The sequence below is a fragment of the Cellulomonas sp. SLBN-39 genome, assembly GCF_006715865.1.
Taxonomy (GTDB): domain Bacteria; phylum Actinomycetota; class Actinomycetes; order Actinomycetales; family Cellulomonadaceae; genus Cellulomonas.
The window spans coordinates 3,499,791-3,526,692 of the sequence record NZ_VFOA01000001.1; the positions used below are offsets into that span (position 1 = coordinate 3,499,791).

The following is a 26,902-nucleotide window of genomic DNA, read 5'->3' on the forward strand; positions in this document are numbered from 1 at the left end:
GCCGCGCGTGTCACGTCGCGAGGCCCCGGCAGGGGAGAATGGCCCCATGGACCAGCCTGACCCCGCCCAGCCGACGCCCGCCGACGACCTGCTGACCGTCGACGAGGACGCGCCCGAGGTGGACGTCACCCTCGCGGGCGACGACGTGGACGACGAGGCCCGTGAGCGCGCGCTGCGCGCCGGGCTGGCGGAGTACGACCTCGCCGACGACGACCTCGCGCTCCTCGACCACGACGGGGACGACGTCGACGCCGAGGGCCCGGCGGCGCCCCTGCCGGTGCTCGCGGTCGTCGGCCGCCCGAACGTCGGCAAGTCGACCCTCGTCAACCGCATCCTCGGGCGCCGCGAGGCCGTCGTGGAGGACAACCCCGGCGTCACCCGCGACCGGGTGAGCTACCCCGCCGAGTGGTCCGGGCGGCGTTTCACGCTCGTCGACACCGGCGGCTGGGAGGTCGACGTCGCCGGGATCGACGCGCGCGTCGCCCAGCAGGCCGAGGTCGCGATCTCCCTGGCCGACGCGGTGCTGTTCGTCGTCGACGCGACGGTCGGCGCGACCGACACCGACGAGCAGGTCGTGCGCCTGCTGCGCCGCGCCGGCAAGCCCGTCGTCCTGGTCGCCAACAAGGTCGACGGTCCCGCGGTCGAGGCCGACGCCGCGACCCTGTGGGGCCTGGGCCTGGGCGAGCCGCACCCGATCTCGGCGCTGCACGGGCGGGGAACGGGCGACATGCTCGACGCCGCGATGCACGCCCTGCCGACGGTGTCCGCGCACGGCGTCGCCCTGCCGGACGGGCCGCGGCGCGTCGCGCTCGTGGGTCGCCCCAACGTGGGCAAGTCGTCGATGCTCAACAAGGTCGTCGGTTCCGAGCGCGTCGTCGTCGACGACACGGCGGGCACCACGCGCGACCCCGTCGACGAGCTCGTCGCGCTCGGCGGCAAGCCCTGGGTGTTCGTCGACACCGCCGGCATCCGCCGCCGCGTGCACCAGACGTCCGGCGCGGACTTCTACGCCTCGCTGCGCACGCAGGCCGCGATCGAGAAGGCCGAGGTCGCGGTCGTCCTCGTCGACGCGTCCCAGCCGATGACCGAGCAGGACACCCGGATCATCCAGCAGGTCATCGACGCCGGTCGTGCGCTCGTCGTGGCGTACAACAAGTGGGACCTGATGGACGCCGACCGCCGCCCGTACCTCGAGCGCGAGATCGAGCAGGACCTCGTGCAGGTGCAGTGGGCGCCGCGCGTGAACGTCTCGGCGCGCACCGGGTGGCACACGGACCGCCTCGTGCCGGCCCTGGAGCGGTCCCTGGAGTCCTGGGACACCCGCATCCCCACCGGGCGCCTGAACGCGTTCCTCGGCGAGCTCGTCGCCGCGCACCCGCACCCCCTGCGCGGCGGCAAGCAGCCGCGCATCCTGTTCGCCACGCAGGCCTCGACCCGCCCGCCGCGGTTCGTGATCTTCGCCACCGGGTTCCTCGAGCCGGGGTACCGCCGGTACATCGAGCGTCGTCTGCGCGAGACCTTCGGCTTCGAGGGCACGCCCATCACCATCTCGGTGCGGGTGCGCGAGAAGCGCCGGCGATGACCGCACCGGCCGCGGGACGGTCGTCGGGGGACGGCATGACGCACCACGACGTGCGCCGCGCCGCCACCGACGGCCGCCTGCGGCTGGGCCTGGCCCGTGACCCGCGCGGCACCGAGCACGTGGGCACGTTCCTCGCCGTCGCAGCCCTCACGGTCCTGGTCACCCGCGCTCTCCTGGCTGCGACCGGCTACCCCCAGCTCGGCGGCGGCGGTCTGCACGTCGCCCACGTCCTGTGGGGCGGCCTGCTCATGGCGGTGGCGTTCGGCCTGCTCCTGCTGTTCGTCGGGCCGGCGATGCGCCCCCTGGCCGCCCTCGTCGGCGGCGTCGGCTTCGGGCTGTTCGTCGACGAGGTCGGCAAGTTCGTCACCAGCGACAACGACTACTTCTACGAGCCGACCGCCGCGATCGTGTACGCCACGATCGTGGCCCTGGGGCTGCTCGCTGAGGCCGTGCACGGCCGCCGCCCGCGCGACCCGCGCGAGCACCTCGCCGCAGCGGTCGACCTGGCCGTCGCCGGCGTCGCAGGTGGCTTCAGCCCCGCGACCCGTGACCGTGCCGAGGCCCACCTCGCCGCCGCCGGCGACGCCCCCGGGGCCGCCGAGACGGCCGCCCTGCTGCGGTCCGTCGAGGAGGACCACGCCGAGCTGCCCGACCCCGTCGGTGCCGTCGCGCGCACCACCGTCGACCTCCTGCACCGCCTCGTGCAGGCCCGGTTCGTGCCGTGGCTGGCCGTGGGCGTCCTCGTCGGCTCGTCCGTGCTGTCCGTCGCCCGCGGCATCCGCGCCTGGGACGGGTCGCAGGACCTGCGCCTCATGGCCGCCGGAGCCGTCCTGGGCGGCCTGTTCAGCACCGCGCTTGCCGTCGTGGGCCTGTTCCGCGTCCGCACCGACGCCGTCCCCGGGTACCGCTGGTTCCGCCGCGCGGTGCTCGTCAGCGTCCTGGTGACGCAGTTCTTCCTCTTCCGCCTCTCCGAGTGGGACGCGTCGTGGGGCCTGGTCGTCGACCTCGTCGTCCTCGGCGTCGTCAGCGCCGAGCTGGCGACCCTGCGACGCGCGGACCAGCACCCCCGTCCGGTGGGGTAGAGTTCTCGACGGCCCTCACGGGGGCCGACGGGCTGTGGCGCAGCTTGGTAGCGCACTTGACTGGGGGTCAAGGGGTCGCAGGTTCAAATCCTGTCAGCCCGACCGTCGCGAAGGGCCTCGCACCGGAGAACTCTCCTGGTGCGAGGCCCTTCGTCCGTCTCCGGGGCTTGCGGGGCCGGTGCTGTCAGCGGCCCCGTCGTCGGTCGGCGTGGTCGGGGTGATCTCCGGCCCGCGCACGAGGACGACCACGACGAGGACCGCCATGACGGCGACGCCCACCCACATGGCGTCCTGCCAGGCGGCGACGAACGCGTCCTGGGCGGCGGCGCGGATCACCTCGGCGTGGGCGCCCGCGGTGCGGCTCACGGCGTCGGCACGGGCGATCCCCTCGCCCGCCGCGGCGGCGAGGTCGGCGGGCACCCCGTCGAGGCGGCCCGCGATCGCGTCCTGGTAGCCGGCGACCAGGAGGCCGCCGAGGAGCGCGATGCCCAGGGCCGCGCCGAGCTCGCGGGTGAGGTCGTTGATCGCGACGCCACCCCCTGCTGCTCACGGGGGGAGCGAGGACGTGATCCCCTCGGTCGACGGGGTCATGGCCAGGCCCGCCCCGAGGCCCATCGCGGCCAGCCCGGGCGGCCACCGGCATCTCCAGCAGCACCCTGTCCCGGCTCGAGGCCGGCCTGCGACGCCCCACCCTCGAACAGCTCCTGCCCCTCGCGCGCCACCACGGCGTCACGCTCGACTCCCTCGTCGACGCCCCACGGACCGCCGACCCTCGCATCGACCTGGGGCCCCTGGCCTGCGCCGACGGATCCGTCATCATCCCGCTCACCCGCCGCCCCGGCGGCGTGCAGGCCTACAAGCTCGTCCTCCCAGGCAGCCGCGACGACACCGTGCACGAGCTGCGCTCCTACGAGGGGTTCGACCGGGCCTACGTCCTCCACGGCACCCTCCGGCTCGTCCTCGGCGACCAGGACCTGTGCCTGCGCCCAGGCGAGGCCGTGGAGTCCGACAACTGCGGCCCCGCACCCGCCGCCGTCGACACCGCGCTCGCGGGCGGAACACCCCCGTCACGTGGGAGGACTACCCTGCGCGCCGTGCCTCGCCTCGCGCCCCACGTCGCCACCGTCCCCGGCTCCGGGATCCGCCGTGTCACCGAGCTGGCCTGGGCCACGCCGGGCGCGATCGTGCTGTCCGTCGGCGAGCCCGACCTGCCCACCCCGGCGCACGTGCTCCGGGCCGCCACGGACGCCCTCGCGCGCGACGACACCCGGTACAGCGCCAACGCCGGCATCACCCCGTTGCGCGAGGCTCTCGGTGCACGTCTGGCGCAGCGCTTCGGGCTCGACGTGCCGACCCGCCGCGTGTGGGTGACCGCCGGCGGGTCGCAGGCCCTGCACCTGGCGCTGAGCCTCACCGTGGCGGCGGGCGACGAGGTGCTCGTGCCCGACCCCGGCTACCCGCCGTTCGTCATGGCGACCCACCTCGTGCAGGGCCGGCCCGTGCCGTACGCGCTGCGTGCAGCCGACGGGTTCCTGCCCGACCCCGACCGGATCGAGCGTCTCGTGACGGACCGGACGCGCGTGCTCGTGCTCAACACCCCGTCGAACCCGCTGGGCACCGTGCTGCCGGAGGCGCTGACCGCCGAGCTCGTCGACCTCGCCCGACGTCACGACCTGTGGGTGCTGGCCGACGAGTGCTACGAGGCGTTCACCTTCGACCGGCCCCACGTCCCCGCCGCACGCTTCGACGAGGAGCGGGTCCTCACGCTGCACACGTTCTCCAAGACGTGGGCCATGACCGGGCTGCGCGTCGGCGCGCTCGTGGTGCCGGACGCGGTGCTCCCGGTGATGGCGTCGGTGCAGGAGGCGATCGTCTCCTGCGTCAACACCCCCGCCCAGCACGGCGCCGTCGCCGCCCTGCTCGGTCCACAGGATGACGTCGAGGCGGCGGCGCGCACGTACCGGGCCCACCGCGACCTCGCCGCCGGGGTGCTCGACGCGCACGGCGTGCCGTACCTGCACGCGGACGGCGGGATCTACCTGTGGGCGGACGTCTCCGACCGGACGGGTGGCGACGTCGACGCGTGGGCCCGGCGCCTCGTCGCCGAGCACGGCGTCGCAGTGGCCCCGGGCTCGGCGTTCGGCGCGGAGGGGGAGGGGTGGGTGCGCATCTCCCTGACCGCCACGGCCGACGACCTGCGTACCGGGCTCTCCCGCCTCGCCGGTGCCTGACGCCCGGCACCGGGGCGCACGGCGCGGTCCCGGGCAGGGCGGGATCGCCGTGCGGTGACCGTCGCCGAGACAAGTCGGCAGGGGAGGCGATTCTGATAACAGAAGCAGGCGCCCCGGGACGGGGCCATGGCTCGGAGGGCGCGCCGGCACCGGCCCGGGCGGGGGAGCGGGCCGCCTCTCGTCGTCCGGAGATCGAGGGGGAGACCCCTGGCGCAGCAGGCGTCTCGCAGGCGCTGCGGAGATCCAGGCGCGTGACACGGATCGTGTGGAGGGTCGTCGGGCCGTTCGTCGCCCTCGCGAGTCCTTCGAGGGCCGTGTCTGGCACCATCGCTGATAACAGAAACATGCGCCACAGGATGGCGCCCACGACGCCTAGGCGAGAATCCGAGAGGCACAAACACGCCGGGACGAACGAGAATCTCCCGCCGGCCGGCGTGCCGATGCTGCTCCCCGGCACGACGTGCGGGGGAGGGTCGGGAGGCCTTCCGGCGCCCTGCGGGAGTCCCTACGCTGAGCGCGGGTCGCAGCGTCGCGGCCCAGCCACGCAGCGAGGGGACTTGCGATGACCGCAGCCACGAACTCCCGTCCGCACGACGACCACGCACCACGGTACGAGGCACGCCCGCTGGCCCGCCGGACCTTCCTGGCCATCACCGGTGCGACCGCCGCGGCGGCAGCCGGTGGGAGCGCTGCCGCCGCGGCAGCGCCCGCACGCCTGCCCGGACCGGTGCCGGCGGGTGGGTCGCACCACGGCGGCGGGGCCCGCTCGGAGCGGGCGGCGCTGGCGTTCCTCCAGGCGGCGACGGACGCGTACCCGACGATCAACACCGGGCCGCGCCTGGCCCAGAGCTACACCGACGAGCTGGGGCTGTTCAGCACCGCGTTCGTCTACGACACGGCGCTGGCGGTGCTCGCGCTGCTGGCCGACGGCCGGCGCTCGACGCTCGCGACCGCCCGCGTGCTCGGCGACGGCCTCGTCTACGCCCAGGAGCACGACCCCGTGCACGACGACGGGCGCCTGCGCCAGGGCTACAACGTCGGCCCGTACACCTTCTACGACGGCAACCCGCAGCCGCACGGGTTCGTCCAGCCCGACGGCACCGCGAACATCGGCTGGCAGTTCGGGTTCCTCGGCACGGCGGTCGGTGACATGGCGTGGCCGGGGATCGCCCTGCTGCAGCTGTACAAGCGCACACGCGACCGTCGCTACAAGGACGCCGCCGTGCGCATCGGGGAGTGGATCACGGCGAACACGTGGTCGACGCAGCCGCTCGGCGGGTTCTCGTTCGGGCGCAACGGCGCCGACGAGCCCGTGCCCAACGGGTCGACGGAGCACAACGTGGACTGCGTCGCGTTCTTCTCGATGCTGCGCACGGTGACCCGTGACCGCGCCTGGTCGCGTGCCGAGGCCCACGCACGTGCCTTCGTCGCGCGGATGTGGGAGCCGGCGTCGGGCTGGTTCTGGACGGGCACGAACGACGGCGTCGAGATCAACCGTGACCCGGTGCCGCTGGACCCGGCGACGTGGTCGTGGCTGGCGATGCGCGACCGCCGGTTCTCGCGGGCGCTGGACTGGGCGCGCACGGGCCTGGCGGTGACCGACGTCGCTGGCGCGCCCACGTCGCAGATGCCTGCCGGCGAGCAGGTGTCCGGGGTGACGTTCAGCACCGCGAGCCTGACGTCGACGGCGCAGTACAACGGGATCACCGTGCACCCGCAGGGCGTCTGGCTCGAGGGGACGGGGCAGCTGGCCACCGCCCTGGCCGACCGGGGCGGTCGGCAGGACCGGTCACGGGCACGCGGCCTCCTCACGCAGGTGCAGCACGCGCAGGACGTCCTGGGCGGCGGGCAGCACCTCGGTGGTGTCGAGGTCGACGGCGGGGTCGTGGCGGCGTCGAGCCTGCTGGACTCCGGGTTCGGCTTCGGGTACTTCCAGGTGCAGCACGTCGGCGCGACGTCGTGGTTCGTGTTCGCCTCGACGGCCACCAACCCGATGCGGTGGGGCGGCCTGGACTGAGCACGGCGTGACCGTGGTGGGCGCGGCCGTCACGGGTCGCGCCCACCGTCGTGTCAGCCGCCGTACGCGCGGGCCAGGGCCTCGCCGACCGCGCGGATGCCGCCCGGGGTGGAGCGGCCGTAGCGGTCGTGCAGCACCTCGGTCGTGTGGCCGAGCCAGGCCGCGACGTCGACGGCCGGCACGCCGGCGGCGAGGAGGGTGTCGGCCGCGGTGTGGCGGGTCGCGTGCAGGTGGATGACGGGGACGTCGGCCTCGCGGCAGAGGGCGGCGAACCGGTCGGAGTACCACTCGGGCCGCGGGGCGCGTCCGCGCTCGTCGACCACGACGTAGCCGGCGCTGCGGTAGCCGGTGCCGCGGGCCAGGCGCTCGGCCGCCTGCCGGGTGCGCAGCGTCCTCAGCGCGGGCACGACCCCGGGGACGAGGCCCACGGGGATGACGCGCCGGGACTGCTCGGACTTGGGATCGTCGACCGCATCCGTCGTGGCCGTCACCGACACGCGGCCGCGCTCGACCCGGACGGTGCCGGCGTCGAGGTCGACGTCCTCCCAGCGCAGGCCCAGCACCTCCGACCGGCGCAGGCCCGCCAGGCTGAGCAACCACGCGGCGGCGAGCCGGTCGGGCAGCACGTGGGCGCGGAACGCGGCGGCCTGGGCCGCGTCCCAGCGGGCGGCGTCGCGGCGCACCTGCCGCGGGCGCTTGACCATGCGCGCGACGTTGCGCGCGACGAGCTCCTCACGCATCGCCAGGTCGAGCACCTGCGAGACCGCGCCGAGCGTCGCTGCGACCGAGCGGGGGGACAGGGCCCGCCCACCGCGGCCGCCCTCGCGGCGCATCCACTCCGCGAGGGCGTCGAGGTCGGCCACGGTGAGATCCTGGACGCGGCGTTCGCCGAGCCGGCGGCGCGCTGGGACGAGCGCGTAGCGGTAGCCCTGGACGGTGACCTCCCGCACGTCGCGACGACCGTCGAGCCAGCGCTGGCAGAGGGCGTCGAGGGTGTCGGTGCTGCGGGCCAGGTAGGCGCCGCGGGCGACATCGGTGCGGGTGGCCGCGACCCACGACCGGGCCTCGCGGCGGGTGGCGAACACCCGGGTGACCTGGCGCCGTCGACCGGTGTCGGGGTGCACCCCCGCGTCCACGGTCGCGCGGTACCGGGTGGCTCCGGAGCTCGTCGTGTACTCGCGCACGGGCAGGTCTGACCGGGGCAACGTTTCGTCCTCCAGAGGCACCGCCGGCAGGTCCCGGCAGGGTCCCATTCTGGCACCCAGTTGAGAGCGTGACAAGTGGAAAACACCGTTTCATCTGCGCGGACGCGCCATATGTCACTGTCCGCGTCACGACTTGCCGCGCGGACCGCTCTCGCCACGGGCTTTTTGTGGTCACTGGCGATACGGTAACGGAATGACGGAACGTAACGACAGGTCGCTTGCGGAAGACGCGCCCGTGGAGGGTGCACGGACGTGCCGGTACCCCGGGTGCGACCGGCCCGTGGCGCCGGGGGACGGCCGCGGACGCCCGCCCGCCTACTGCGACGACGCGGGGCACACCCGCGCCTCGGCGTTCCGTGCGCGCCGCGAGGCCGTCGAGCGCAGGGACGACACGACGGACGTCACGGACTCCGCACCCGTCTCCTCGGCACGCGTCCGCGCGGGCACGCTCGTCGAGCGCGTCGAGGCGGCCGTCGGCGAGCTCACCACCCTCACCGCCGCGGTGGTGGCTGACCTGCGCACGCTCGGCGACGTCGAGGCCGTCGAGCTCGAGATGGCCAGCGTCACCGCCTCCGCCGAGCGGCGTGCTGCGGAGGCGCGGGCCAACGCCGCGGAGGCCGACACCCGGCGCCGGCGGGCCGAGGCCGCCGCGGCCGAGGCGGAACGCCTGCGTGAGGAGGCCGAGGCCGCCGCCGACGAGTCGATCGCGGAGGCGGCGTCGGCCCGGGCGCTGGCCGACGAGGCCACCCGCCAGCTCGAGGAGGCCCGCGAGCGCGAGGTGGTGGTGGGTCAGGAGCGTGACGGGGCGTTTGCGCAGGTGCGGGACCTGGCGGGGCGGCTGGAGGAGGAGGGGGCGCAGCTGGCGCGGGTGGAGACGGATCTGGATCGCGCGCTGGAGCGGGTGCGGGTGCTGGAGCGGGCGGTCGCGTCGGCGGAGGGGTCGGTGGCGGCGCTGCGGGAGGAGCTGCGGGACGAGGTGGGGCGTCGGGAGCGGGCGGAGGCGTCGGTGGTCGCGGGGGAGCGGGCGGTGGAGGTGCTGCGGGGAGAGGTGCAGGAGGTGCGGGGGGCGTTGGTGCGGTCGGAGGCGCTGGTGGCGGAGGGGGCGGCGCGGCGGGAGGAGCTGGGGGCGTTGGTGGTGGCGCGGGAGGAGCGGGTGGCGGTGCTGGAGCGGGAGGGGGAGGTGGCGCGGTCGCGGGTGGCTGTGCTGGAGGCGCGGCTGGAGGAGCAGCGGGTGGCGGCGGAGCTGGCGGTGGCGGCTGCGGAGCGGTCGACGGTGGAGCGGGTGGCGGAGCTGCGGGCGGTGTACGAGGCGCAGCTGCGGGTGCCGGGTGGGGGCGACGCGCCGTGATGGGTGTCGTGACCAGCGCATACGTATCGTGTGACACGGGTCACCGGGCCGGGTGGTGGGGTGTGCTCCTAGAGTCGAGGGCATGAGTGCAGACGGACTTGCCCGTGCCCAGCTCAAGATGCGCGACGCCGGCGTGCCTGCCACGGCGGTGGACGTGTTCACCCGCTTCTACGGGCTCCTGGAGTCCGGGCGGACCGGGATGATCCCGGAGCAGGAGGTCGATCCGCTGGTCGACGTGCCGTCCCTGGGTGACCTGGAGGTCGATGCGGCCGCGGGTGCGCAGGCGTTGGCGGTGACGGCGGTGGTCAAGCTCAACGGGGGCCTGGGGACCTCGATGGGGATGGATCGTGCGAAGTCGTTGCTGCCGGTGCGGGGGGAGCGGACGTTCCTGGACCTGATCGCGGCGCAGGTGCTGGCGGCGCGGGAGGCGACGGGGGCGCGGCTGCCGCTGGTGCTGATGAACTCGTTCCGGACGCGGGAGGACTCGTTGGCCGCGCTGGCGGCGTACCCGGAGCTGGCGGTGGAGGGTGTGCCGCTGGACTTCGTGCAGAACCGCGAGCCGAAGCTGCGGGTGGAGGACCTGAGCCCGGTGGAGTGGGCGGCGGACCCGTCGTTGGAGTGGTGCCCGCCGGGTCACGGGGACCTGTACACGGCGTTGCAGGCGTCGGGGGCGTTGGACGCGTTGCTGGCGGCGGGGTTCCGCTACGCGGCGGTGTCGAACTCGGACAACCTGGGGGCGACGCCGGACGCGCGGATCGCGGGGTGGTTCGCGGCGTCGGGTGCGCCGTTCGCGGCGGAGGTGGCGCGGCGGACGCCGGCGGACCGCAAGGGTGGTCATCTGGTGGTGCGGCGTGCGGACGGGCGGCTGGTGCTGCGTGAGTCCGCGCAGACGCCGGCGGAGGACGCGGCTGCGGCGGGGGACATCGGGCGGCACCGGTTCTTCAACACGAACAACCTGTGGCTGGACCTGCGGGCGCTGGCGGCGGAGCTGGAGCGGACGGGTGGGGTGCTGGACCTGCCGCTGATCCGGAACGAGAAGACGGTGGACCCGACGGACAAGACGTCGCCGCGGGTGGTGCAGATCGAGTCGGCGATGGGAGCGGCGATCGAGGTGTTCGACGGCGCTGCGGTGCTGGAGGTGGACCGGTCGCGGTTCTTGCCGGTGAAGACGACGAACGACCTGCTGGTGCTGCGGTCGGACGTGTACGAGACGGATGCGGACCACCGGCTGGTGGCACGGGTGGGTGCACCGTTGGTGGATCTGGACCCGGAGTTCTACGCGACGGTGGCGGCGTTCGACGCGCGGTTGGGGCAGGTGCCGTCGTTGGTGGAGGCGTCGTCGTTGCGCGTGCGGGGGGACTGGTCGTTCGGCGCGGGCGTCCGGGTGGTCGGCGACGGTGTGCTGGCTGCCGAGGGAGCCCCGGGGCAGGTGCCGGCGGGTGCGACGGTCGGTCCGGCAGGTGTCGGAGGGGCCGACGCGGTCTGAGTGGTCTGGCGGGTGCTGTGCTGTGGGGCGGTTCCGGTGGCCCGGGGCCGCCCCGCCGGCATTGCTAGGGCGTCCGAGGGATCCTAATAACAGAAACTAGGCGCATCCGCTCGCACCGAGATCGAGAAGCAGAGGACTGCGGCGCTCCGCGCAGCCCGGAGGAACGACGAACGCGGCCACGCCGAGAGCCCTGACCGGTCACGCGTGCGGGTGCGCTCTGGTAGACATCCGCACGTGCACCCCAGCAGGCCGGCCGACGTGGTCGTCGAGCAGTTCCTCTCGTCGCTCGACGCGGCGGCCTCGACCGTGCGCCAGCGCCGGTGGGCGGCCGCGGACCTCATCGCCTACACCCGCGGCCGAAGCCTGCACCGCCCCACGCTGGCCGAGGCGCTCGCACCGCAGAACGTGGCCGACTGGCTCGCCCACCACGACGAGCAGGGCACGTCCCTTCCCGGGCGTCGCGCGCGTGCCGCCACCGCCCGCGCGCTCGAGGCCTACGCCCGAGAGCGCGCGCTGCTGCCGGCGGACGCGGGGGAGCAACGGGTGCCGCTGCCGGCGCCCGTGCCGGTGGAGGTGCACGTGCGGCGGGCGCGGCGGCTGCTGGCGGTGACGACGGGCGCGGCGCCGTACGCGGTGCACCACCAGATCTGGTCGCGGTTCACCGCCCACGTCCACGTGCTCGCGGCCACAGGTGCGACAGACGCGCAGCTGACGGGGGTGCGGGTCAAGGACCTGGACCTGGCGGCCGGCGTGGTCCGCGTCGCGGGCGTGCGCCACGAGCTGCCGGACGTGTCGCGGCACGTGGTCGAGCGGTGGCTGGAGGTGCGCACGCAGGTGGTGCGGACGCTGGAGGGCAGCGACCCGCTGGCGTGCTGGCTCAGGGTGCACCCGGGGCACGACCGTCGCACGGGTGCGCTGGCACCCGCCGGGCTGCCGATCAGCGCGCGAGGCCTGCGGCACTCGTTCACGACCGTCGTAGGCGTCCTGGGGACGACGGTGCCCGGCGTGGGAGGCGTGCAGTCCCGCGACGTGCGAGCCCTGGGCCGCGACCTGGATGACGCCCGTCGTCCCTCGCCGCCGACGTCCCTGCCGACCGACGCCGACGTCGACCGACCTGGAGAGCCGTGACGGGCCGTCCGGGCGCCTCGGTGACGTGGTGCCTGCACGTCTCGTCGACGTCAGTCGATGCCGCCGGGAGGGTCGCCAGGCGTGTCGTCGCCGGGTCGTGGGAGGTCGAGGTCGTCGCCTCTGCCGGACCTTCGGGGGCGGGTTCCGGGTGCCCGGCGTGCGGTGGGCCTCCGTGCGCGGCGAAGGCCCCGGCACGGGTGCCACCACGGACGGTCCCGCCGCAGGCGCCTGAGGCGCGCCCTTGGTGCGCCGAGTACGGGCACGCGACCCGCCGACCGGGTCAGACGCCGCCGGTGTGGACCGTGCCGACCACGGTCGAGGCGACCTCGACGAAGCGCAGGAGGACGGCGTCGGCGTCCAGGCCGAGCGACGTGAGCACCCCGACGGCGATGGCGACCCCCACCCCGTAGGTGGCGTAGAGGCCGACGGGCACGACCATGATCCACTCGCGGGTCGAGCCGGCGTTGCCCAGGACGGGCAGCGCGAAGTTGCCGCCGGAGCGCCACACGAGCTTCAGCACGGGACGGCGCGACCACCAGCGCGGCGGGCGCGGCTCCCAGGGCCACAGCAGCGGGACGCCGCCGGTGGTGAGCATGTCGCCGACCACGTGGACGGCGGCACCCAGGCCCACGGCGACGGGCAGCCACGTCCACTCCGTGGGAGCGGTGATCGTGATGAAGCCCGCGAGCGCGACGGCGAGGGTCCAGGCGCCGAGGCGGCTGTCGCCGGACAGGCCGAGTGCGCGGGCGGCGAAGGCGACGAGGAGCACGGAGATCAGGCCGGCGCCGATGGCGAGGTCGCCGAACCAGGGGGTGTCGAGGGTGACCTGTCCGGCGGCCCAGGCGAGGACGGTGAAGGCGGCGATGCCGAGGATCGAGTGGGTGCCGTTGCGGTGGCCGCCGGCGAGGACGCCGATGGCGTCGCAGACGACCTCGGAGACCGGGGGCAGGGAGTGGGCGATGGTGGCGTCGTGGTGGTCGGCGTCGGGGGCGAGGGCGGCGCCGGCGCAGACGAGGGCGCCGGCGACGACGCCGAGCGGGGAGACGGGGTACCAGCCGAGGGTGTAGGGCGCGGTGGAGGCGACGGCGACCCAGGCGGCGGCGCCGCTGGCGGCGTGGTGCGCGCCCATCATGGTGCGACCACCTCGCGGGCGCCGGCGATGGGGGCGGGGGTGTGCGGGGACGCGGGTCGGGCGTGGGCGCGGCGCGCGCGGCGCACGGGGGCCTCCTGTGCAGGTCAGCGGGCTGGTCGGCGCCTACCTCAGCGGTCGGGGGCGGGTGCGTCAAATGCCCGGTGTGTCCTGCACGGGGCGTGTCGGGGGCATGTCGGGGGACAGGGCGGTCCGTCGGGGGGCCGGGTGGGGTGCGGGGTCAGCGCAGGAGGGGCTCGTCGGGGACGTGGTCGTCGGGGGTGCCGTGGACGACGAGGACGGTGCAGGGGGCGTGGCGGACGGCCTCGTGGCTGACGGAGCCGAGGAGCATGCCGGGGAACGCGCCCAGGCCGCGGGACCCGACGACGAGGAGCTGGGCGTCGGAGGCGAGCTGGACGAGGGCGTGCGCGGGGTCGTCGTCGACGACGTGCAGGTCGGTGCGCAGGTCGGGGTGGTAGGCGACGAGGTCGTCGACGAGGGCGCGGGCGGCGGTGCGGGTGGGGTCGTCCTCGGACGCCGGCGGCAGGTATGCCAGGCCGTAGGGGGCCTGGACGGTGGGGCGGGCGTGGACGACGCGCAGGACGGCGTCGCGGGCGACCGCTGCGGCGGCTGCGGTGGTGGCGGCGTGGCGGGCGGCGCGGGAGCCGTCGACGCCGACGACCACGGGGGCGGGGTGCCCGTCGGGGGTGCGGGTGGTGGTGGGTCGGACGACGGCGACGGGGCAGCGGGCGTGGGCGGCGACGTGCGCGGCGACGCGTCCGGTGCGGTGGGGGCGGTGGCCGGCGCCGACGACGAGGAGGCGGGCGTCGGCGGACAGGTCGCGCAGCGCGGCGGCGGGGTTGCCGTGGGGGGTGTGCGCGGTGATCGTCAGGTCGGGGTGGCGGGCCTGCTCGCGGGTGAGGACGTCGGCGAGGTGGGCTCGGGTGTCGGTGTCGTCGACGACGTCGGGCAGGGTGAGGGTCCACGCCCACAGGGTCGTGTCGCGCGGCTCGGGGACGACCTCGACGAGGTCGACGGGTGCGGCGAGGCGGGTGGCCTCGGACAGCCCCCATGCCAGGACGTGCTCGCTGCCGGGCTCGCGGGAGAGCGCGACGACCACGGGTCCGTCGGTACGCACGGTGACCACCTCCACGGCGGGCGCTCGTCGGTGGGCGTCCTCCTCTTCACGGTGCGCCGCACGCGGGCCGAGGGCAAGGGACCGAGGTCCGTGCGGCGGGGGACCTCACGTCGGGGCGGGCCCGGGCGTCGGGTGGGTGTGGGTGTCGGGCCCGCCCGGGGCGGGCCGGTGGTCCGGTGGACGTCGGGAGCGGGTGGGCATGCTGGTCCCCGGTGGGTGCGGTGGCGTGCAGGGACGGGAGGTGGTGCGGGGTGCGGGATCCCTTCGAGGGGGCGGTGCGCGCGCACGGGCGCACGGTGCTGGCCGTGTGCCGGTCGGTGCTGCGTGACGACGGGGCGCAGGACGCGTGGTCCGAGACGTTCCTGTCGGCGCTGGTCGCGTGGCCCGCGCTGCCCGAGGACGCGAACGTCGAGGCGTGGCTGGTGACGATCGCGCGCCGCAAGGCCCTCGACGAGCTGCGCCGCCGGGGCCGTCACGCCGTGCCCACGGACCTGCTCGACGGTGACGTGCACCTCGCGGCGCGGGGGCACGCGTCGGGGGCGGTCGAGCTGCCGGGGGACCGCGACCTGGACCTGTGGGCCGCGCTGGCCGGCCTGTCGGACCGGCAGCGCCGGGTCGTGGTGCTGCACCACGTCGGGGGGATGCCCTACGCGGACGTGGCGCAGGTGGTGGGCGGGTCCGCGGTGGCGGTGCGTCGGGCCGGGGCCGACGGGGTCGCCGCGCTGCGTCGCACGCTCGGCGGAGCGGGGACTGACCAGGAGCGCACGGAGGTGGGCGGTGGCTGAGGACGAGCGGGACGAGGACGGCCGCGAGCTGGCGGCTCTGCACGGGAGGCTGGTCGAGCGGGCGGCGGCCCGAGGGCTGCTCGACGTGACCTACCGGGTGGTGGACTCCCCGGTCGGGGCGCTGCTCGTGGTCGGCGGGGAGCGCGGGGTGCTGCGTGTCGCGTTCGAGGTGCAGGACCACGAGGCCGTCCTGGGCGACGTCGCGCGCCGCGTGAGCCCCCGGGTGCTGGAGGGCGGTGCCCGTCTCGACCCGGTGCTGCGCGAGCTCGACGAGTACTTCGCCGGCACCCGGCACCGGTTCGACGTGCCGGTGGACCTGCGCCTGGCCACCGGGTTCCGCCGGGACGTGGTCGCCGCGCTGCCCGACGTCCCCTACGGGCGGACCGCGACGTACGCGCAGGTCGCCGCGGCGACCGGCAGACCCCGGGCCGTGCGGGCGGTCGGGACGGCGTGCGCCCGCAACCCGGTGCCGCTTCTGCTGCCCTGCCACCGCGTCGTGCGGTCCGACGGCACCACCGGGCAGTACGCCGGCGGCACGAGCGCCAAGCGCGTCCTGCTCGACCTGGAGGCCCAGCGGGGCTGAGAGACCCAGCGGGGCTGACCCGGGTCACCGGGCACCAGGTGCGGACGCGGCGCCCGTCCTCAGCGCATCCCGGGTCCGTCCGTCGACCCCGCGTCACGACCGGCGTCCGACGGAGGGACCGCGGGCAGGGGCCACTCCACCAGGCGCGGGATCCCTGCCGGTGCCACGGCCGCGAGTGCGAGGAACCGTGCCTCGGCGCGGTGCAGGCGGATGTGCTCGTCGAGGGACCAGCCGGGCCCGTTGGTCAGGGTCATGCCGCACGCGCAGGCGATCGTGACGTCGCCGTCGGCGGTGCTGCGGACCTGGCCGACGGTGGTGTGCTCGGTGAACGCCCGGACCTTCGCGTGCCGCATGGGTGCGCTGACCGGGACGGGGAGCGCGTCCCCGCCCCCGGGGGCGCCGTCGGTGGGTGAGCGGTCCGCGGGCGGGGTGCCGGCGGGCCGGTCGGACGGTGCGGCGACGGGGGCGGGGGCGTTCACGGGGGTCAGTGTCCGCCGGTGGGGGCGTGGTCGTCGAGGCGGTCCTGCGCGACGAGGCGGTCGAGGTCGGCGTCCCAGGACGCCCCGAGGCTGGGCATCATCTCGTGCAGCACGGGCCGCCAGGCCTGCGCGCGGTCGGGGAAGCACCGCTCGAGCAGGTCGAGCATGGTCGCGGCGGCGGTAGACGCGCCGGGGGAGGCGCCGAGCAGGCCGGCGATGGTGCCGTCGGCGGACGTGACGAGCTCGGTGCCGAACTCCAGGACGCCGCCGCCGGGCCCGCGCTTGATGACCTGGACACGCTGCCCGGCGGTGACGAGCTCCCAGTGCCGCAGGTCCGCGGTGGGCATGTACGCGCGCAGGGCGCGCAGGCGCGCTGCGCTGGTGGCGGTGACCTCGCGGACCAGGTACGTGAGCAGGTCGAGGTTGCGCAGCCCGACGGCGAGCATCGGCACGAGGTTGCCGGGGCGGATCGACCGCAGCAGGTCGGTCCAGGAGCCGGCCTTGAGGAACTTCATGCTCCAGCCGGCGTAGGGGCCGAACATGATCGCGTCGCCGCCGTCGACGGTGCGGGAGTCCAGGTGCGGCACGGACATCGGCGGGGCGCCGATCGCGGCCTTGCCGTAGACCTTGGCGCGGTGGGCGCGCACGAGGTCGGGGTCCGTGGTGCGCAGGAACTGCCCGGAGATCGGGAAGCCGGCGTAGCCGCGGATCTCCTTGATCCGCGAGCGCTGCAGCAGGTGGAGGGCGCCGCCGCCGGCGCCGACGAACACGAAGCGGGCGGTGACGGTGCGTCGGCCGGTGCCGTTCCAGCGGCGGTCGCGCACGGTGACGCGCCAGCGGCCGTCGCGGGTGCGGCGCAGGCGGGTGACCTCCGACGAGGTGTGGACGGCGACGCCGCGGGTGGTGGCGTCGGCGAGCATGGCGCGGGTGAGGGCGCCGAAGTCGACGTCGGTGCCGGTGGTGGCGCGGGTCGCGGCGACGGGCTCGTCGTCGTCGCGGCCGGCCATGAGCAGCGGTGCCCACTCGGCGATGGTCGCGGGGTCGGTGGTGAGCTCGAGGTCCGCGAACAGGGGGTGGGCGGCGAGGGCGGCGTGCCGGGCCTGCAGGTAGGCGACGTCGGCGGCGCCGCGGACGAACGTCATGTGGGGGGTGGGGGTGCAGAACTGCCCGGCGCCGGGCAGGCGACCGTGGGTGGCGAGGTGGTCCCAGAGCTCGCGGGAGATCTCGAACTGCTCGTTGATGGCGACGGCCTTGGTGATGTCGACGGTGCCGTCGGGGCGTTGCGGGGTGTAGTTGAGCTCGCACAGCGCGGCGTGGCCGGTGCCGGCGTTGTTCCAGGGGTTGGAGCTCTCGAGGGCGGGAGCGTCGAGTCGTTCGTGGACCTCGATGGTCCAGCCGGGCTCGAGGGTGGTGAGGAGTGAGGCGAGGGTCGCGCTCATCACCCCGCCCCCGACGAGGAGGATGTCGACGTCTGCGGCGCTGCGGTCGGTCGTCCGTGGTTCCACGCGTCGCGATGTTATGTCGACGTCAAGAGATCTTCGTCACCCCTCGGGTGTGATCTTCGTCTCCTCGTCGCTGACCAGCGGGTTCGCCCCGGGACGGACGACGCCCGGCCGGTCCGTGAGACCGTCCGGGCGTCGTCCGGGCAGGCGGCCCGCGCCGGGAGTCAGCGGCGCGGGCCGCACGGCCGCGTCATCCGGTCGTGCACGTCGACCCGTTCAGCGTGAACGCCGTCGGGTTGACGTTCGTGCCCGTGTGCGACCCGTTGAAGCCGATGTCGACGCTCGCGCCGGGGGCCAGGGCGCCGTTCCACGCCGCGTTGGTCGCCGTCACCTGGGTGCCGGACTGCGACCACTGCGCCGACCAGCCCTGCGTGACCTGCTGGCCGCTGCCGAACGCGAACCGCAGGGTCCAGCCCTGCAGGGTCGCGGCCGACGTGTTCGTGATCCGCACGCCACCGGTGAACCCGGTGTTCCAGCTGCTGGCCGTGTAGGTCACCCGGCACGCACCGGTGGCCGTCGGGCTGGGCGTCGGCGTGACGGTGGGCGTCGGGCTCACCGTGGGGGTCGCCGTCGGCGTCGGGCTCACGGTGGGCGTGGGCGTCGGAGTGGGCGTGGGCGTCACCGTCGGCGTCGGGGTGGGCGTCGGGGTCGGGGTGACCGTCGGGACGGACCCGCCGTCCTCGCCCACCACCACGCCGCGACCGTTCGTGCCGACGTACACCCGCCCGAACACGTCCGGGTCACCGGTGATGACCGACCCCGTCCACGCGTACTGGTGCTCGTCGTCGTTGATCCGGACCCACGTCGCGCCGCCGTCGACCGACCGGAAGAAGCCCCGCACGCCCTGGTACTGGGACGTGGAGTAGATCGCCGGGTACGACGCGCCCGGTGCCGCCTTGCCGAACCCGACCGCCCCGCCGTCGGTGAAACCGGGGACCGCGGTGAACGTCACGCCGCCGTCCGTGGAGCGGTACATGCCGTCCGCACCGGCCAGCCACACGTGACCCGCCTTGCCGGGCACCGCCCCGAACCGCACGTTGCCCTCGGCGGGCAGCACGGTCGTCGCCGACGCGGTGAACGACGCCCCGCCGTCCGTGGAGCGGTAGAACGTCCCGCCGGCGTACGCGTAGAAGACCTTCGGGTCCACCCGGTCGGCCTCCACCCGGGCTCCGGCCGGGACACCCGTCGACGCCGTCCACGACGAGCCGAGCGTCGTCGAGCGGTGCACGCCCGTGCCGGCCGGGCTCCACACGATCGTCGACCCGTCCGCAGCCATCGCGACGGTCCCGCCGCCGGTCACCCCCGACGGCTGCTGCCCGGCCCACCAGCTCGACCCCGACGACGTCGACACCCCGATGTGGGACTCCACCGTGCCGTCGACGGCCTGCCCGACCCGCACCATCGTCGCGGGCTTCGCCTCGGCGAAGTCCACCCCCGTGACCGACCCGTGGTACGGCTGGGTGAACATCTGCGACGGGACCGTCGAGATGTCGGTGTGCACGAACCCGCCGACGTCCCCCAGACCCGAGACCAGCTCGACCGCCCCGGGCGGCGCGGCCAGGTCCAGCACCGCGGTCTCCTCGATTCCCTGCGCGCGGACCTCGATGTCGACGGTCCCCCCGGTGTCCCACGCGGTCAGGTTGTCGCTCCCGTAGACCGTGGCACCCGTGCCGTAGAGGAAGCCGTCGGAGTCGAACGGGTCGATCTCGAACGACTCGACCATCCACCCCAGCTTCACCAGCGGCTCGGCCGGCGGCGCCGACGTCTTGCCGAACGTCAGCCACGGCGCGCCGGAGTAGTCCAGGTCGTAGCGCAGGTCCCTGTTCGGGTAGCCCGCCCAGTCCCAGATCCGCGACCACGTGGCCCCCCGGTCCGAGGACCGGAAGATCTGCACGTCCGGCCACCACGACATCTGCGTCGTCACCATGACCGTGTCCGGGTCCTGCCGGTCGACCGTCAGGCCCGAGTACCCGAAGTACGCGTCCGCGCTCGACGACGGCACGGGGGAGACCGACGTCCACGTCCCCGTCGCGGTGTCCAGGCGCCACACGTCGCCCTTCCCGCCGTCGTACGGGCCGCCGGTGTCGCTCGTCGCGACGTACAGCTGCCCGCCGACCTCGTCGAGGACGCCCTTGTGCGGCACGAAACCGGTCGGCTGCCCCGGGACCGCCTGCCACGTCGCCCCCGCGTCGGTGGACCGGTAGATGCTCTCCTCCTTGTCGGCCACCCCCACGTAGATCTCCCGCGTCGGGGAGCCCGCGGTGCCGCTCGTGGGGTCGAACGTCACCCACACCACACCCTGCGGCACCGTCAGGTACTCGTTGCTCGACGTCGGGTCCGCCACGTAGTCCCCGGGGTTCGGGAAGCTCGTGACCTTCGCCCACGTCACACCCCGGTCCGTCGAGCGCCACAGGCCGTTGCCGTCCTCCGCGCCCAGGTACAGCACGCGGGGGTCGTTCGGGTCGACCTGCAGGCGCTCACCCATCCCACGGCCGGGCATGTTCCCGCCCACCTTGAACGGCAGCATCGTCCGCTGCCACGTCTCGCCCCGGTCGTCCGAGCGCAGCACCGCACCGTTCTGCGGGTCCCACGAGTTCGTGTACGTGCCCACGGCCGCGTACACCCGGTCCGGGTCGACCGGGTCGGGTGCGATCGACAGCACCCCCGAGTGGCTCCAGTCGTCCCACCCGACGTGGTCCAGCAGCGGCACCCACCGGCGCGTCGCCGGGTCCAGCCGGTACGCACCACCGATGTCCGTGCGGGCGTACACCAGGCCCTGCTCGGCCCGGCTGTACACGATCCCCGGGACGAAGCCGCCCCCGACGATCTCGACGTTGCCCCAGTCGTACGTCGACGCCGCAGCGGCCGGGGCCGCGTCGGCCACACCCGCAGCCACACCACCGGCGACCAGCGCGGCCGCGACACCGGCCGCCGCCCACGGGCCCAGAAGAGGAGGGACGCGCATCGTTGCACTCCTTCACCACGCGGCCCGAGCCCCCGGGGCCGTCCCGGGAGGGGCGGGGAGCCCGCGAGCGCGGCCCCGCCACCGCGGCCGTCACGCTATCGATGCGCTTCGACGACCGGGCAGGGACCGAAGCGTTTAGCCGTGCCGGCACGGCCGCCCCCCGGGACGCACGGAGCCCGGGCCCGGGCCCGGCACCGGACCGCCACGACGTCGTCACCGGCCCGGCACCGCGAGCAGGTGCGGACCACGGTCCGCGCACGGTACAAACGGGTCATGAGCAGGAACCGCGACACCGACCTCACGTCCGACCCCTCGGCCGAGCACCTCGCCGACGCACCCCTGCTCGAGGCGGAGCTGCACGCCGCCGACGCACGCTCCGGCGGCGACCCCGCCCGCGCGCCCCGGTCCCTGCGCGCGGCCGAGCTCGTGCCCGACGACGAGGCCATCGCGTCCGGCGAGGACTGGGATGACCCCCAGCGTCTGTGACGTGCGGCACCGGTCCCCGGGCGGCCTGCTCACCGGGGACCGGTGCGCCGCTCAGCCCCCGGTGAGCAGGCCGTGCGCGCGTGCCGCGCGCTCCAGCTCGACGCCGTCCGCGCCGTCGAGGACCGGCACCCCGCCACGGGCGGCGTCGCCCTCGGCCTCACCGGTCCCGGCCGGTCGCGCCGGCGCGCCGTGGGACAGCACGTGCTCGCCCGGTGTCAGGCGGCGCACGAGGACGGCGCGCACGTGCTCCGGGTGGTGCTCGACGGCACCGGCGTAGATGACCGGGTCGTGCTGCCCGTCGTCGCCGACGAGCGTCCACCGCACCTGCGGCAGGTCGGCGAACAGGCGGCGCAGCTGGGTGACCTTGTGCGCCGGGCCGGACCGGAACCAGCCGGTGTTCGTCGGCCCCCAGTCCGTCAGCAGCAGCGGGCCCACCGGCAGGTCGTGCCGGCGCAGGAACCGGGCGATCGCCGGTGCGGCGTTCCACGCCCCTGTCGACAGGTACACGACCGGGCGGGCGGGGTCGTCGCCGCCCAGCGCCCGGTACAGGCCCGCCATGCCGGGTACGGGTTCGCGGGCGTTCTCGTGGCGGACGAAGACGTTCCACGCCGCGACGAGCGGGCGGGGCAGTCGGGTGACCATCACGGTGTCGTCGATGTCGGAGACGATGCCGTCGACCGGGTCCGGGCCGACGACCAGCACGGGTGCGGTCGCTCGGGCCCCGTCGATCGACGTGAGGGTGATCTCGTGCCACCCCGGGGGCAGGTCCGCCTCGACGAGCGCGTCGAGGTACCCGCCCCGGTCGGTCGTCAGGGTGTGCACCCGCCCGCCGACGTGCGCGAGGACCTGCGCGCCGGCGACCGACGCGGTGAAGAACGAGCGGAAGCCCCGGACGGCGGGCTGCTCGCGGGACGTGTCGTCCTGGCCCGGCAGGTCGTCCTGCCCGACGGTCGGTGCCGCCAGGAGCGTCCGGGCCAGGACCCGCACGCGTCCGCCGGTGCCGTACCCGGTGTAGCCGACGATCCGCAGGGTCCAGCCGCGGCGCCGCAGCAGAGCCGCCAGTGCCGTGTCGAAGCGGTCCTCGAGGCGGGCGGCGACGTGCAGGCGGGGCGGGGGGACGTCCAGCCGGGGCTGGACGCGCCCGGTGCGCAGCCCGGCCCCGTCGGACGTGCCGACGGGGCCGGGCGGGGGAGAGGTGCTCACGCGTCGGCGCGGTCCGCGGCCGCTGCGGCGTCGCGCTCGGTGCTGGCGCCGGCGGTCGAGAGCTCGCCGCCGGCGGACTCCAGGTGGGCGCGCACGAACCAGTGGAACAGCTCCAGGTCGTGCAGGTGCCCGATGAGCAGGTCGTTCGTCACGTCGTCGAGGGCCTCGGCGGCCTCGGCGGCCTTGCGGTGGTCGGTGATGACGCCGACGTACACCTCGTCGAGGGCGCCCAGGTGCGCCGTGGTCGACGCGCGGCCGATCGAGTAGTCGTCCCAGGTGCGGGCCTTGACCAGGGCGCCCGGGGTGCCCTGGGGTGCGACGCCGAGGGTTGCGATGCGCTCGGCGATCGCGTCGACCATGGCCCGCACGGCGTCGACCTGCGGGTCGATCATCTCGTGCACGGCGATGAAGTGGGGGCCGACGACGTTCCAGTGGATGTGCTTGAGCGTCAGGGCGAGGTCGTTGAGGGCGTGCAGGCGGCCCTGCAGGATCGCCGCGAGCTCGGCGCCGTCCTCAGGGGTCAGCGAGGGGACCGTGTAACGGGGCAGGTCGCGCGCCATGGGGTCAGTCTCCTTCGGGCCCGGGGGCCGTCGTGGGTGGGACGTGACCACGCTGCCAAAGGTCGCCGGTGCCCGCCATCGGAGCCGGTCGCCGGGTCCGATGACGGGCACCGGTGGACCCGGGGCCTCAGGCGTCGAACGGGTCGCCCTCGGCGGCCAGGCGCGCGACCGCCTGCGCCGCGTCCAGCTGGGCCAGGTCGGGCCCGATCTCGTCCCACCGGCGGGGCGCGGCGACCGTCGGGCGGTCGCGGCCGCGCAGCGACCACGGCGTGATGGTGGTCTTGGCGGGGTGGTTCTGCGACCAGTCCAGCAGGACCCTGCCGCCGCGCACGTCCTTGCGCATGACGGCCACGACGAGGCCCGGGTGCGCGGCTGCGAGGTCGTGGGCGAGGGTGCGGGCGTAGGCGCGCACGTCGACGGCCGGGCGGCGGGCGGGCAGCGGCGCGTACAGCTGCATGCCTTTCGAGCCGGACGTCACGGGGACCGTGCGGGTCAGCCCGTCGGTACGCAGCCGGTCCGCGACGAGGTGCGCGACGCGCGCGCACGCGGCCAGGTCCGCACCCGGGCCGGGGTCGAGGTCCACGACGAGGCGGTCCACGTCGCGCACGTGCCCGGCGGCGTCGACGCTCCACTGCGGGGTGTGCAGCTCCAGGGCGGACGCGTTCGCGGCCCACACCAGCCCCGGCAGGGAGTCCAGCACGGGCAGGTCCAGTGTCGTGCCCTCGTCGTCGGTGCCCGGCGAGGCCGGCAGCCGGTGGTGCCGCAGCCAGGGCGGGGCGCCCCGGGGCACGTTCTTCTCGAAGAACCGGGGCCCGCCCGTGCCGTGCGGCCACCGGACCCGCGTCACCGGGCGGTCGTGCAGCTGGCGCAGCAGGGCCGGCGCGACCTGCACGACGTAGTCGATCACCTCGGCCTTCGTGAACCCCGACGGGTACAGGACCTTGTCGAGGTGCGTGACCCGCACCGGCACGCCGTCGACGTCCAGGGTCTGCCCGGCCGGCTGCGGGTTCACCGGGACTCCCACGGGTCGACGTCGGTGTCGGTGCGCGCGCCCAGGACCACGGGCTGGCGCAGCCGCCCCGACGGGGTCCGGGTCAGGTACCGCACGTCCACCGCCACGTCGGGCGCCACCCACACCGTGCCGCGGGCGTCGACGGCCGGCACCGGGTCCGCCACCGGGCACCGCGCCGCGGGGGCGTGCCGCAGCCGCCCGTCCAGGTCACGGCCGACCGGCCCGCCCAGGCCCGAGCCGGCGCGCCCCAGGTACCGCAGCGCCCCCGACGCGTCCGGGGCGACCAGCAGCACCGCGCCCAGCCGCCCCGTCCCCGTCGACTCCGGCCGCCACCCCGCGACCAGCGCCGTGCGCACGTGCCGGTGCGGGGCCTTGACCCAGTCCGGCGACCGCACCCCCGGCCGGTACGGCGACGCCACCCGCTTGGACACCACACCCTCCAGCCCCTGCTGCGCGGTCGCGTCCCACAGGGCCGCACCGTCGTCGTACAGCGGCGAGACGTGCACCGTGCCCGGCAGGTCGGGAGCCACGGCGTCGAGCACCTCCCGGCGCCGGGCGAACGGAACGCCCGTCAGGTCCTGCCCGTCGTGACGCAGCACGTCGAACACCACGAGCGCCACCGGCCGGACCGCGGCCAGCGCCGCCGCCCGTCGGGCGTCACGGACGTGCATGCGGTCCGCGAGCGCCGTGAACGAGGGTCGGCCGTCGGCGAGCAGGACGACCTCGCCGTCCAGGACGGTGCCGCCCGCGAGCGCGGGCACGGCGGCCAACGGCGCGAGCTCGGGGTAGGCGACGGTGGTGTCGCGGCCGGTGCGGGCGGTCAGGCGCCAGGTGCCGTCGTGCAGGGTCACCAGGGCGCGTACGCCGTCCCACTTCACCTCGTGGGCCCAGCCCGGGCCCGCGGGCGGGCGGCCGGGCGGTGGTGCCGCGGTGGCGAGCATGGGCTGCACGGGTCCATCCTGCCGGGAAGGGGTGCGCCGGTCGCGGGCAGCGGCGGGGCCAGGTCCGCGTGGCGGGCGGGGCCGGTGCGCCCGCCGGGGCGGGGCGGGGAGGCGCGCGTGCGGGCGATCTGGAAGGGCGCGGTGGCGTTCGGGCTGGTGAACGTGCCGGTGCGGCTGTACGCGGCGACGGGGGAGCACGAGGTGCGTCTGCACCAGGTGCACCGCGACGACGGCGGGCGGATCCGGTACCGGAAGGTCTGCTCGGTGTGCGGTGAGACCGTCGAGTGGTCGGACGTGGCCAAGGGCTACGAGACCGGGGACGGTGAGCTGGTGGTCCTCGACGACGACGACCTGGCGGGGCTGCCGCTGTCGACGGAGCGGGAGATCGACGTCCTGGAGTTCGTGCCGGCGGAGCAGGTGGACCCGGTGATGCTCCAGAAGACGTACTACCTGGAGCCGGAGCGGTCCGCGGCCAAGCCGTACGCGCTGCTGCGGGGGGCGCTGGAGGCCACGGACCGGGTGGCGGTGGTGAAGGTCGCGATCCGGCAGCGGGAGGCGATGGCGGTGCTGCGGGTGCGGGACAAGGTGATCTGCCTGCAGACGCTGCTGTGGCCGGACGAGGTGCGCGAGGCGGACTTCCCGGTGCTGGACGAGGACGTGACGGTGCGCCCGCAGGAGCTGACGATGGCGTCGTCGCTGGTGGAGTCGTTGGCGGGGGACTTCGACCCCTCGCAGTACGAGGACGCGTACGCGGCGGCGCTGGAGGAGCTCATCGAGACGAAGGTGTCGTCGGGGGACACCCGGTCGGCGCCGGCGCCGGCGGGTCAGGAGGACGCCGGTGGCGAGGGCGAGGGCGCGCAGGTCGTGGACCTGCTGGCGGCGCTGCAGCGCAGCGTCGACCGTGCGCGGTCGGCGCGTGAGGGCGGGGCGCAGGGTGGCGGGGAGGACGGCGGACGGGACGAGGCGCCGGCGGCGACGGCCCGGTGAACGGGGGCGACGAGGACCGGCGCGAGCGTGCCGTCGCGGCGCTGCGGCGTGCGGCGTTCCTGCTGGAGCGGGCGCAGGCGTCGAGCTACCGGTGCCAGGCGTACCGGACGGCGGCGACGGTCGTGGAGGGCACCGACGCGGCACGGCTGGGGTCGCTGGTGGCGGCGGGGTCGGTGACGGACCTGCCGTCCGTGGGTGCGCGCACCGCGGACGTCGTGGCACGCGTGTGGGCGGGGGAGCCGGTGCCGACGCTGGTGGAGCTGGAGGAGCAGGCCGCGGCGGTGGACGCCGCCCGCACGGACCCGGGCGCCGTCGCGCTGCACCGGGCGCTGCGGGGGGACCTGCACGCGCACTCGGAGGCGTCCGACGGGTCGACGTCGGTGCAGGAGATGGTGCTGGCCGCGATGGGCCTGGGTCGTGAGTACCTGGCGGTCACGGACCACTCGCCGCGGCTGCGGGTCGCGAACGGGCTGTCCGCGGCGCGGCTGCGCGCGCAGGTGGCGCAGGTCCGTGCGCTGGCGGGGGCGGTGGCGCCGTTCGACGTGCTCACGGGCATCGAGGTCGACGTCCTCGACGACGGCACCCTCGACCAGGACCCCGATCTGCTCGACGAGCTGGACGTCGTCGTCGCGTCGGTCCACTCCCAGCTGCGGATGGACGCCCCGGCGATGACGCGCCGCCTGCTGCGGGCCGTGGCGGACCCGCGCACCGACGTGCTCGGGCACTGCACCGGCCGGCAGGTCACGGGCCGGTCGCGCCCGCCGAGCCAGTTCGACGCCCGGGCGGTGTTCGAGGCCTGCGCGGAGCACGGCGTGGCGGTCGAGGTCAACTGCCGCCCGGACCGGCTCGACCCCCCGCACGCGCTGCTGGCGATCGCCGTCGAGGTCGGGTGCGAGCTGAGCATCGACTCCGACGCGCACGCGCCGGGGCAGCTGGACTGGACGTGGACGGGGTGCGAGCGGGTGGCCGCGCACGGGGTGCCGGCGGAGCGGGTGATCACCACGTGGACCGCCGAACGGGTCCGTGCCCGGGGGCGTCGGGGCAGGTGACCGG

Annotated in this window: 23 protein-coding genes, 1 tRNA gene and 1 pseudogene; 14 read left to right on the plus strand and 11 right to left on the minus strand. The window is 75.4% G+C overall.

The features are described 5' to 3' along the window. The first annotated feature begins 46 nt into the window (after positions 1–46). The 3 genes from der to FBY24_RS15945 all read left to right on the plus strand — a co-directional run bounded on the left by der (position 47) and on the right by FBY24_RS15945 (position 2,766). Entirely contained in the window at positions 47–1,582 is a 1,536-nt protein-coding gene (der, locus tag FBY24_RS15935) for a ribosome biogenesis GTPase Der (RefSeq protein ID WP_255432440.1), read from the plus strand. Then, positions 1,579–2,664: a hypothetical protein gene (locus tag FBY24_RS15940; protein WP_255432441.1), complete on the plus strand. Its 1,086-nt coding sequence runs from the start codon at positions 1,579–1,581 to the stop codon at positions 2,662–2,664. Before der ends, FBY24_RS15940 begins: the two co-directional genes overlap by 4 nt. 28 nt (positions 2,665–2,692) lie before the next feature. Next, positions 2,693–2,766, plus strand: a tRNA-Pro gene (locus FBY24_RS15945). Here the strand turns inward: FBY24_RS15945 and FBY24_RS19185 are convergent. After that, complete coding sequence (locus tag FBY24_RS19185; protein ID WP_186343264.1) at positions 2,758–3,084, minus strand: hypothetical protein; 327 nt, start codon at positions 3,082–3,084, stop codon at positions 2,758–2,760. The two genes, FBY24_RS15945 and FBY24_RS19185, sit on opposite strands and share 9 nt — an antisense overlap. Before the next feature lie 221 nt (positions 3,085–3,305). On the opposite strand from FBY24_RS19185, the pseudogene FBY24_RS19580 reads away from it, so the two are divergent. From FBY24_RS19580 to FBY24_RS15965, 3 genes and pseudogenes are all read left to right on the plus strand, one after another. Further along, positions 3,306–3,395 (plus strand): annotated as a pseudogene (locus FBY24_RS19580) (helix-turn-helix domain-containing protein); the annotation flags it as partial. Positions 3,396–3,509: 114 nt separating this feature from the next. Continuing rightward, a complete protein-coding gene (locus tag FBY24_RS15960; protein ID WP_370511003.1) occupies positions 3,510–4,895 on the plus strand; it encodes an aminotransferase class I/II-fold pyridoxal phosphate-dependent enzyme in 1,386 nt (461 codons plus the stop codon). 562 nt (positions 4,896–5,457) lie between these two features. Then, positions 5,458–6,912 (plus strand): Tat pathway signal sequence domain protein, encoded by a 1,455-nt coding sequence (locus tag FBY24_RS15965; RefSeq protein ID WP_255432442.1) that lies wholly within the window; start codon positions 5,458–5,460, stop codon positions 6,910–6,912. A gap of 53 nt (positions 6,913–6,965) precedes the next feature. On the opposite strand, the gene FBY24_RS15970 is transcribed toward FBY24_RS15965, so the two are convergent. Continuing rightward, complete coding sequence (locus tag FBY24_RS15970) at positions 6,966–8,117, minus strand: site-specific integrase (RefSeq protein ID WP_142162089.1); 1,152 nt, start codon at positions 8,115–8,117, stop codon at positions 6,966–6,968. Between the two features lie 280 nt (positions 8,118–8,397). On the opposite strand from FBY24_RS15970, the gene FBY24_RS19705 reads away from it, so the two are divergent. The 3 genes from FBY24_RS19705 to FBY24_RS15985 all read left to right on the plus strand — a co-directional run bounded on the left by FBY24_RS19705 (position 8,398) and on the right by FBY24_RS15985 (position 12,079). Next, on the plus strand, positions 8,398–9,465 hold the full coding sequence (locus tag FBY24_RS19705; RefSeq protein ID WP_160158524.1) for a hypothetical protein: 1,068 nt from the start codon (positions 8,398–8,400) through the stop codon (positions 9,463–9,465). An 82-nt stretch (positions 9,466–9,547) separates the two neighbouring features. Beyond that, on the plus strand, positions 9,548–10,951 hold the full coding sequence (locus FBY24_RS15980) for a UTP--glucose-1-phosphate uridylyltransferase (protein WP_142162091.1): 1,404 nt from the start codon (positions 9,548–9,550) through the stop codon (positions 10,949–10,951). A gap of 234 nt (positions 10,952–11,185) precedes the next feature. Then, a complete protein-coding gene (locus FBY24_RS15985; protein WP_142162093.1) occupies positions 11,186–12,079 on the plus strand; it encodes a hypothetical protein in 894 nt (297 codons plus the stop codon). Positions 12,080–12,359: 280 nt separating this feature from the next. Here the strand turns inward: FBY24_RS15985 and FBY24_RS15990 are convergent, their stop codons facing one another. Continuing rightward, a complete protein-coding gene (locus tag FBY24_RS15990) occupies positions 12,360–13,211 on the minus strand; it encodes a metal-dependent hydrolase (protein WP_140458910.1) in 852 nt (283 codons plus the stop codon). Positions 13,212–13,449: 238 nt separating this feature from the next. Next, positions 13,450–14,346: a universal stress protein gene (locus FBY24_RS15995; protein ID WP_160158525.1), complete on the minus strand. Its 897-nt coding sequence runs from the start codon at positions 14,344–14,346 to the stop codon at positions 13,450–13,452. A 251-nt stretch (positions 14,347–14,597) separates the two neighbouring features. Here FBY24_RS15995 and FBY24_RS16000 point away from each other — a divergent pair, with 251 nt between their 5' ends. Together FBY24_RS16000 and FBY24_RS16005 are read left to right on the plus strand one after the other, a co-directional pair. Then, on the plus strand, positions 14,598–15,131 hold the full coding sequence (locus tag FBY24_RS16000; RefSeq protein ID WP_142162097.1) for an RNA polymerase sigma factor: 534 nt from the start codon (positions 14,598–14,600) through the stop codon (positions 15,129–15,131). Further along, on the plus strand, positions 15,124–15,714 hold the full coding sequence (locus FBY24_RS16005; protein ID WP_142162099.1) for a methylated-DNA--[protein]-cysteine S-methyltransferase: 591 nt from the start codon (positions 15,124–15,126) through the stop codon (positions 15,712–15,714). Before FBY24_RS16000 ends, FBY24_RS16005 begins: the two co-directional genes overlap by 8 nt. A gap of 59 nt (positions 15,715–15,773) precedes the next feature. On the opposite strand, the gene FBY24_RS16010 is transcribed toward FBY24_RS16005, so the two are convergent. The 3 genes from FBY24_RS16010 to FBY24_RS16020 form a co-directional block, all read right to left on the minus strand. Beyond that, positions 15,774–16,193, minus strand: coding sequence for a hypothetical protein (locus tag FBY24_RS16010; RefSeq protein ID WP_255432443.1), 420 nt, complete (start codon positions 16,191–16,193; stop codon positions 15,774–15,776). A gap of 5 nt (positions 16,194–16,198) precedes the next feature. Further along, positions 16,199–17,698, minus strand: a complete 1,500-nt coding sequence (gene mqo, locus FBY24_RS16015) for a malate dehydrogenase (quinone) (protein ID WP_255432444.1) — start codon at positions 17,696–17,698, stop codon at positions 16,199–16,201. A gap of 187 nt (positions 17,699–17,885) precedes the next feature. Continuing rightward, positions 17,886–20,660, minus strand: a complete 2,775-nt coding sequence (locus FBY24_RS16020) for a cellulose-binding domain-containing protein (RefSeq protein ID WP_142162101.1) — start codon at positions 20,658–20,660, stop codon at positions 17,886–17,888. Positions 20,661–20,933: 273 nt separating this feature from the next. Between FBY24_RS16020 and FBY24_RS16025 the strand changes: the two genes are divergently transcribed. Continuing rightward, complete coding sequence (locus tag FBY24_RS16025; RefSeq protein WP_142162102.1) at positions 20,934–21,146, plus strand: hypothetical protein; 213 nt, start codon at positions 20,934–20,936, stop codon at positions 21,144–21,146. A gap of 51 nt (positions 21,147–21,197) precedes the next feature. On the opposite strand, the gene FBY24_RS16030 is transcribed toward FBY24_RS16025, so the two are convergent. The 4 genes from FBY24_RS16030 to FBY24_RS16045 all read right to left on the minus strand — a co-directional run bounded on the left by FBY24_RS16030 (position 21,198) and on the right by FBY24_RS16045 (position 24,862). Then, positions 21,198–22,349 (minus strand): App1 family protein, encoded by a 1,152-nt coding sequence (locus FBY24_RS16030; RefSeq protein WP_142162105.1) that lies wholly within the window; start codon positions 22,347–22,349, stop codon positions 21,198–21,200. Next, positions 22,346–22,909, minus strand: coding sequence for a Dps family protein (locus tag FBY24_RS16035; RefSeq protein WP_142162107.1), 564 nt, complete (start codon positions 22,907–22,909; stop codon positions 22,346–22,348). The genes FBY24_RS16030 and FBY24_RS16035 overlap by 4 nt, the downstream gene beginning before the upstream one ends. Positions 22,910–23,036: 127 nt before the next feature. Further along, a complete protein-coding gene (gene ligD, locus FBY24_RS16040; RefSeq protein WP_142163645.1) occupies positions 23,037–23,921 on the minus strand; it encodes a non-homologous end-joining DNA ligase in 885 nt (294 codons plus the stop codon). Next, positions 23,918–24,862 carry a DNA ligase gene (locus tag FBY24_RS16045; protein ID WP_142163646.1) on the minus strand — a complete coding sequence of 315 codons (945 nt, stop codon included), beginning with the start codon at positions 24,860–24,862 and terminating at the stop codon, positions 23,918–23,920. The genes ligD and FBY24_RS16045 overlap by 4 nt, the downstream gene beginning before the upstream one ends. 117 nt (positions 24,863–24,979) lie before the next feature. Here FBY24_RS16045 and FBY24_RS16050 point away from each other — a divergent pair, with 117 nt between their 5' ends. Further along, a complete protein-coding gene (locus FBY24_RS16050; protein WP_142162109.1) occupies positions 24,980–25,849 on the plus strand; it encodes a Ku protein in 870 nt (289 codons plus the stop codon). Further along, positions 25,846–26,898, plus strand: coding sequence for a PHP domain-containing protein (locus FBY24_RS16055; RefSeq protein ID WP_142162111.1), 1,053 nt, complete (start codon positions 25,846–25,848; stop codon positions 26,896–26,898). Before FBY24_RS16050 ends, FBY24_RS16055 begins: the two co-directional genes overlap by 4 nt. The last annotated feature ends 4 nt before the right edge of the window (positions 26,899–26,902 follow it).

Excerpts from the sequence above, each read along its gene's own strand:
- der (WP_255432440.1), top strand. The coding sequence starts at position 47 with ATGGACCAGCCTGACCCCGCCCAGCCGACGCCCGCCGACGACCTGCTG.
- FBY24_RS15940 (WP_255432441.1), top strand. The coding sequence starts at position 1,579 with ATGACCGCACCGGCCGCGGGACGGTCGTCGGGGGACGGCATGACGCAC.
- FBY24_RS15965 (WP_255432442.1), top strand. The coding sequence starts at position 5,458 with ATGACCGCAGCCACGAACTCCCGTCCGCACGACGACCACGCACCACGG.
- FBY24_RS15980 (WP_142162091.1), top strand. The coding sequence starts at position 9,548 with ATGAGTGCAGACGGACTTGCCCGTGCCCAGCTCAAGATGCGCGACGCC.
- FBY24_RS15990 (WP_140458910.1), bottom strand. The coding sequence starts at position 13,211 with ATGATGGGCGCGCACCACGCCGCCAGCGGCGCCGCCGCCTGGGTCGCC.
- FBY24_RS16020 (WP_142162101.1), bottom strand. The coding sequence starts at position 20,660 with ATGCGCGTCCCTCCTCTTCTGGGCCCGTGGGCGGCGGCCGGTGTCGCG.
- FBY24_RS16025 (WP_142162102.1), top strand. The coding sequence starts at position 20,934 with ATGAGCAGGAACCGCGACACCGACCTCACGTCCGACCCCTCGGCCGAG.
- FBY24_RS16035 (WP_142162107.1), bottom strand. The coding sequence starts at position 22,909 with ATGGCGCGCGACCTGCCCCGTTACACGGTCCCCTCGCTGACCCCTGAG.
- FBY24_RS16045 (WP_142163646.1), bottom strand. The coding sequence starts at position 24,862 with ATGCTCGCCACCGCGGCACCACCGCCCGGCCGCCCGCCCGCGGGCCCG.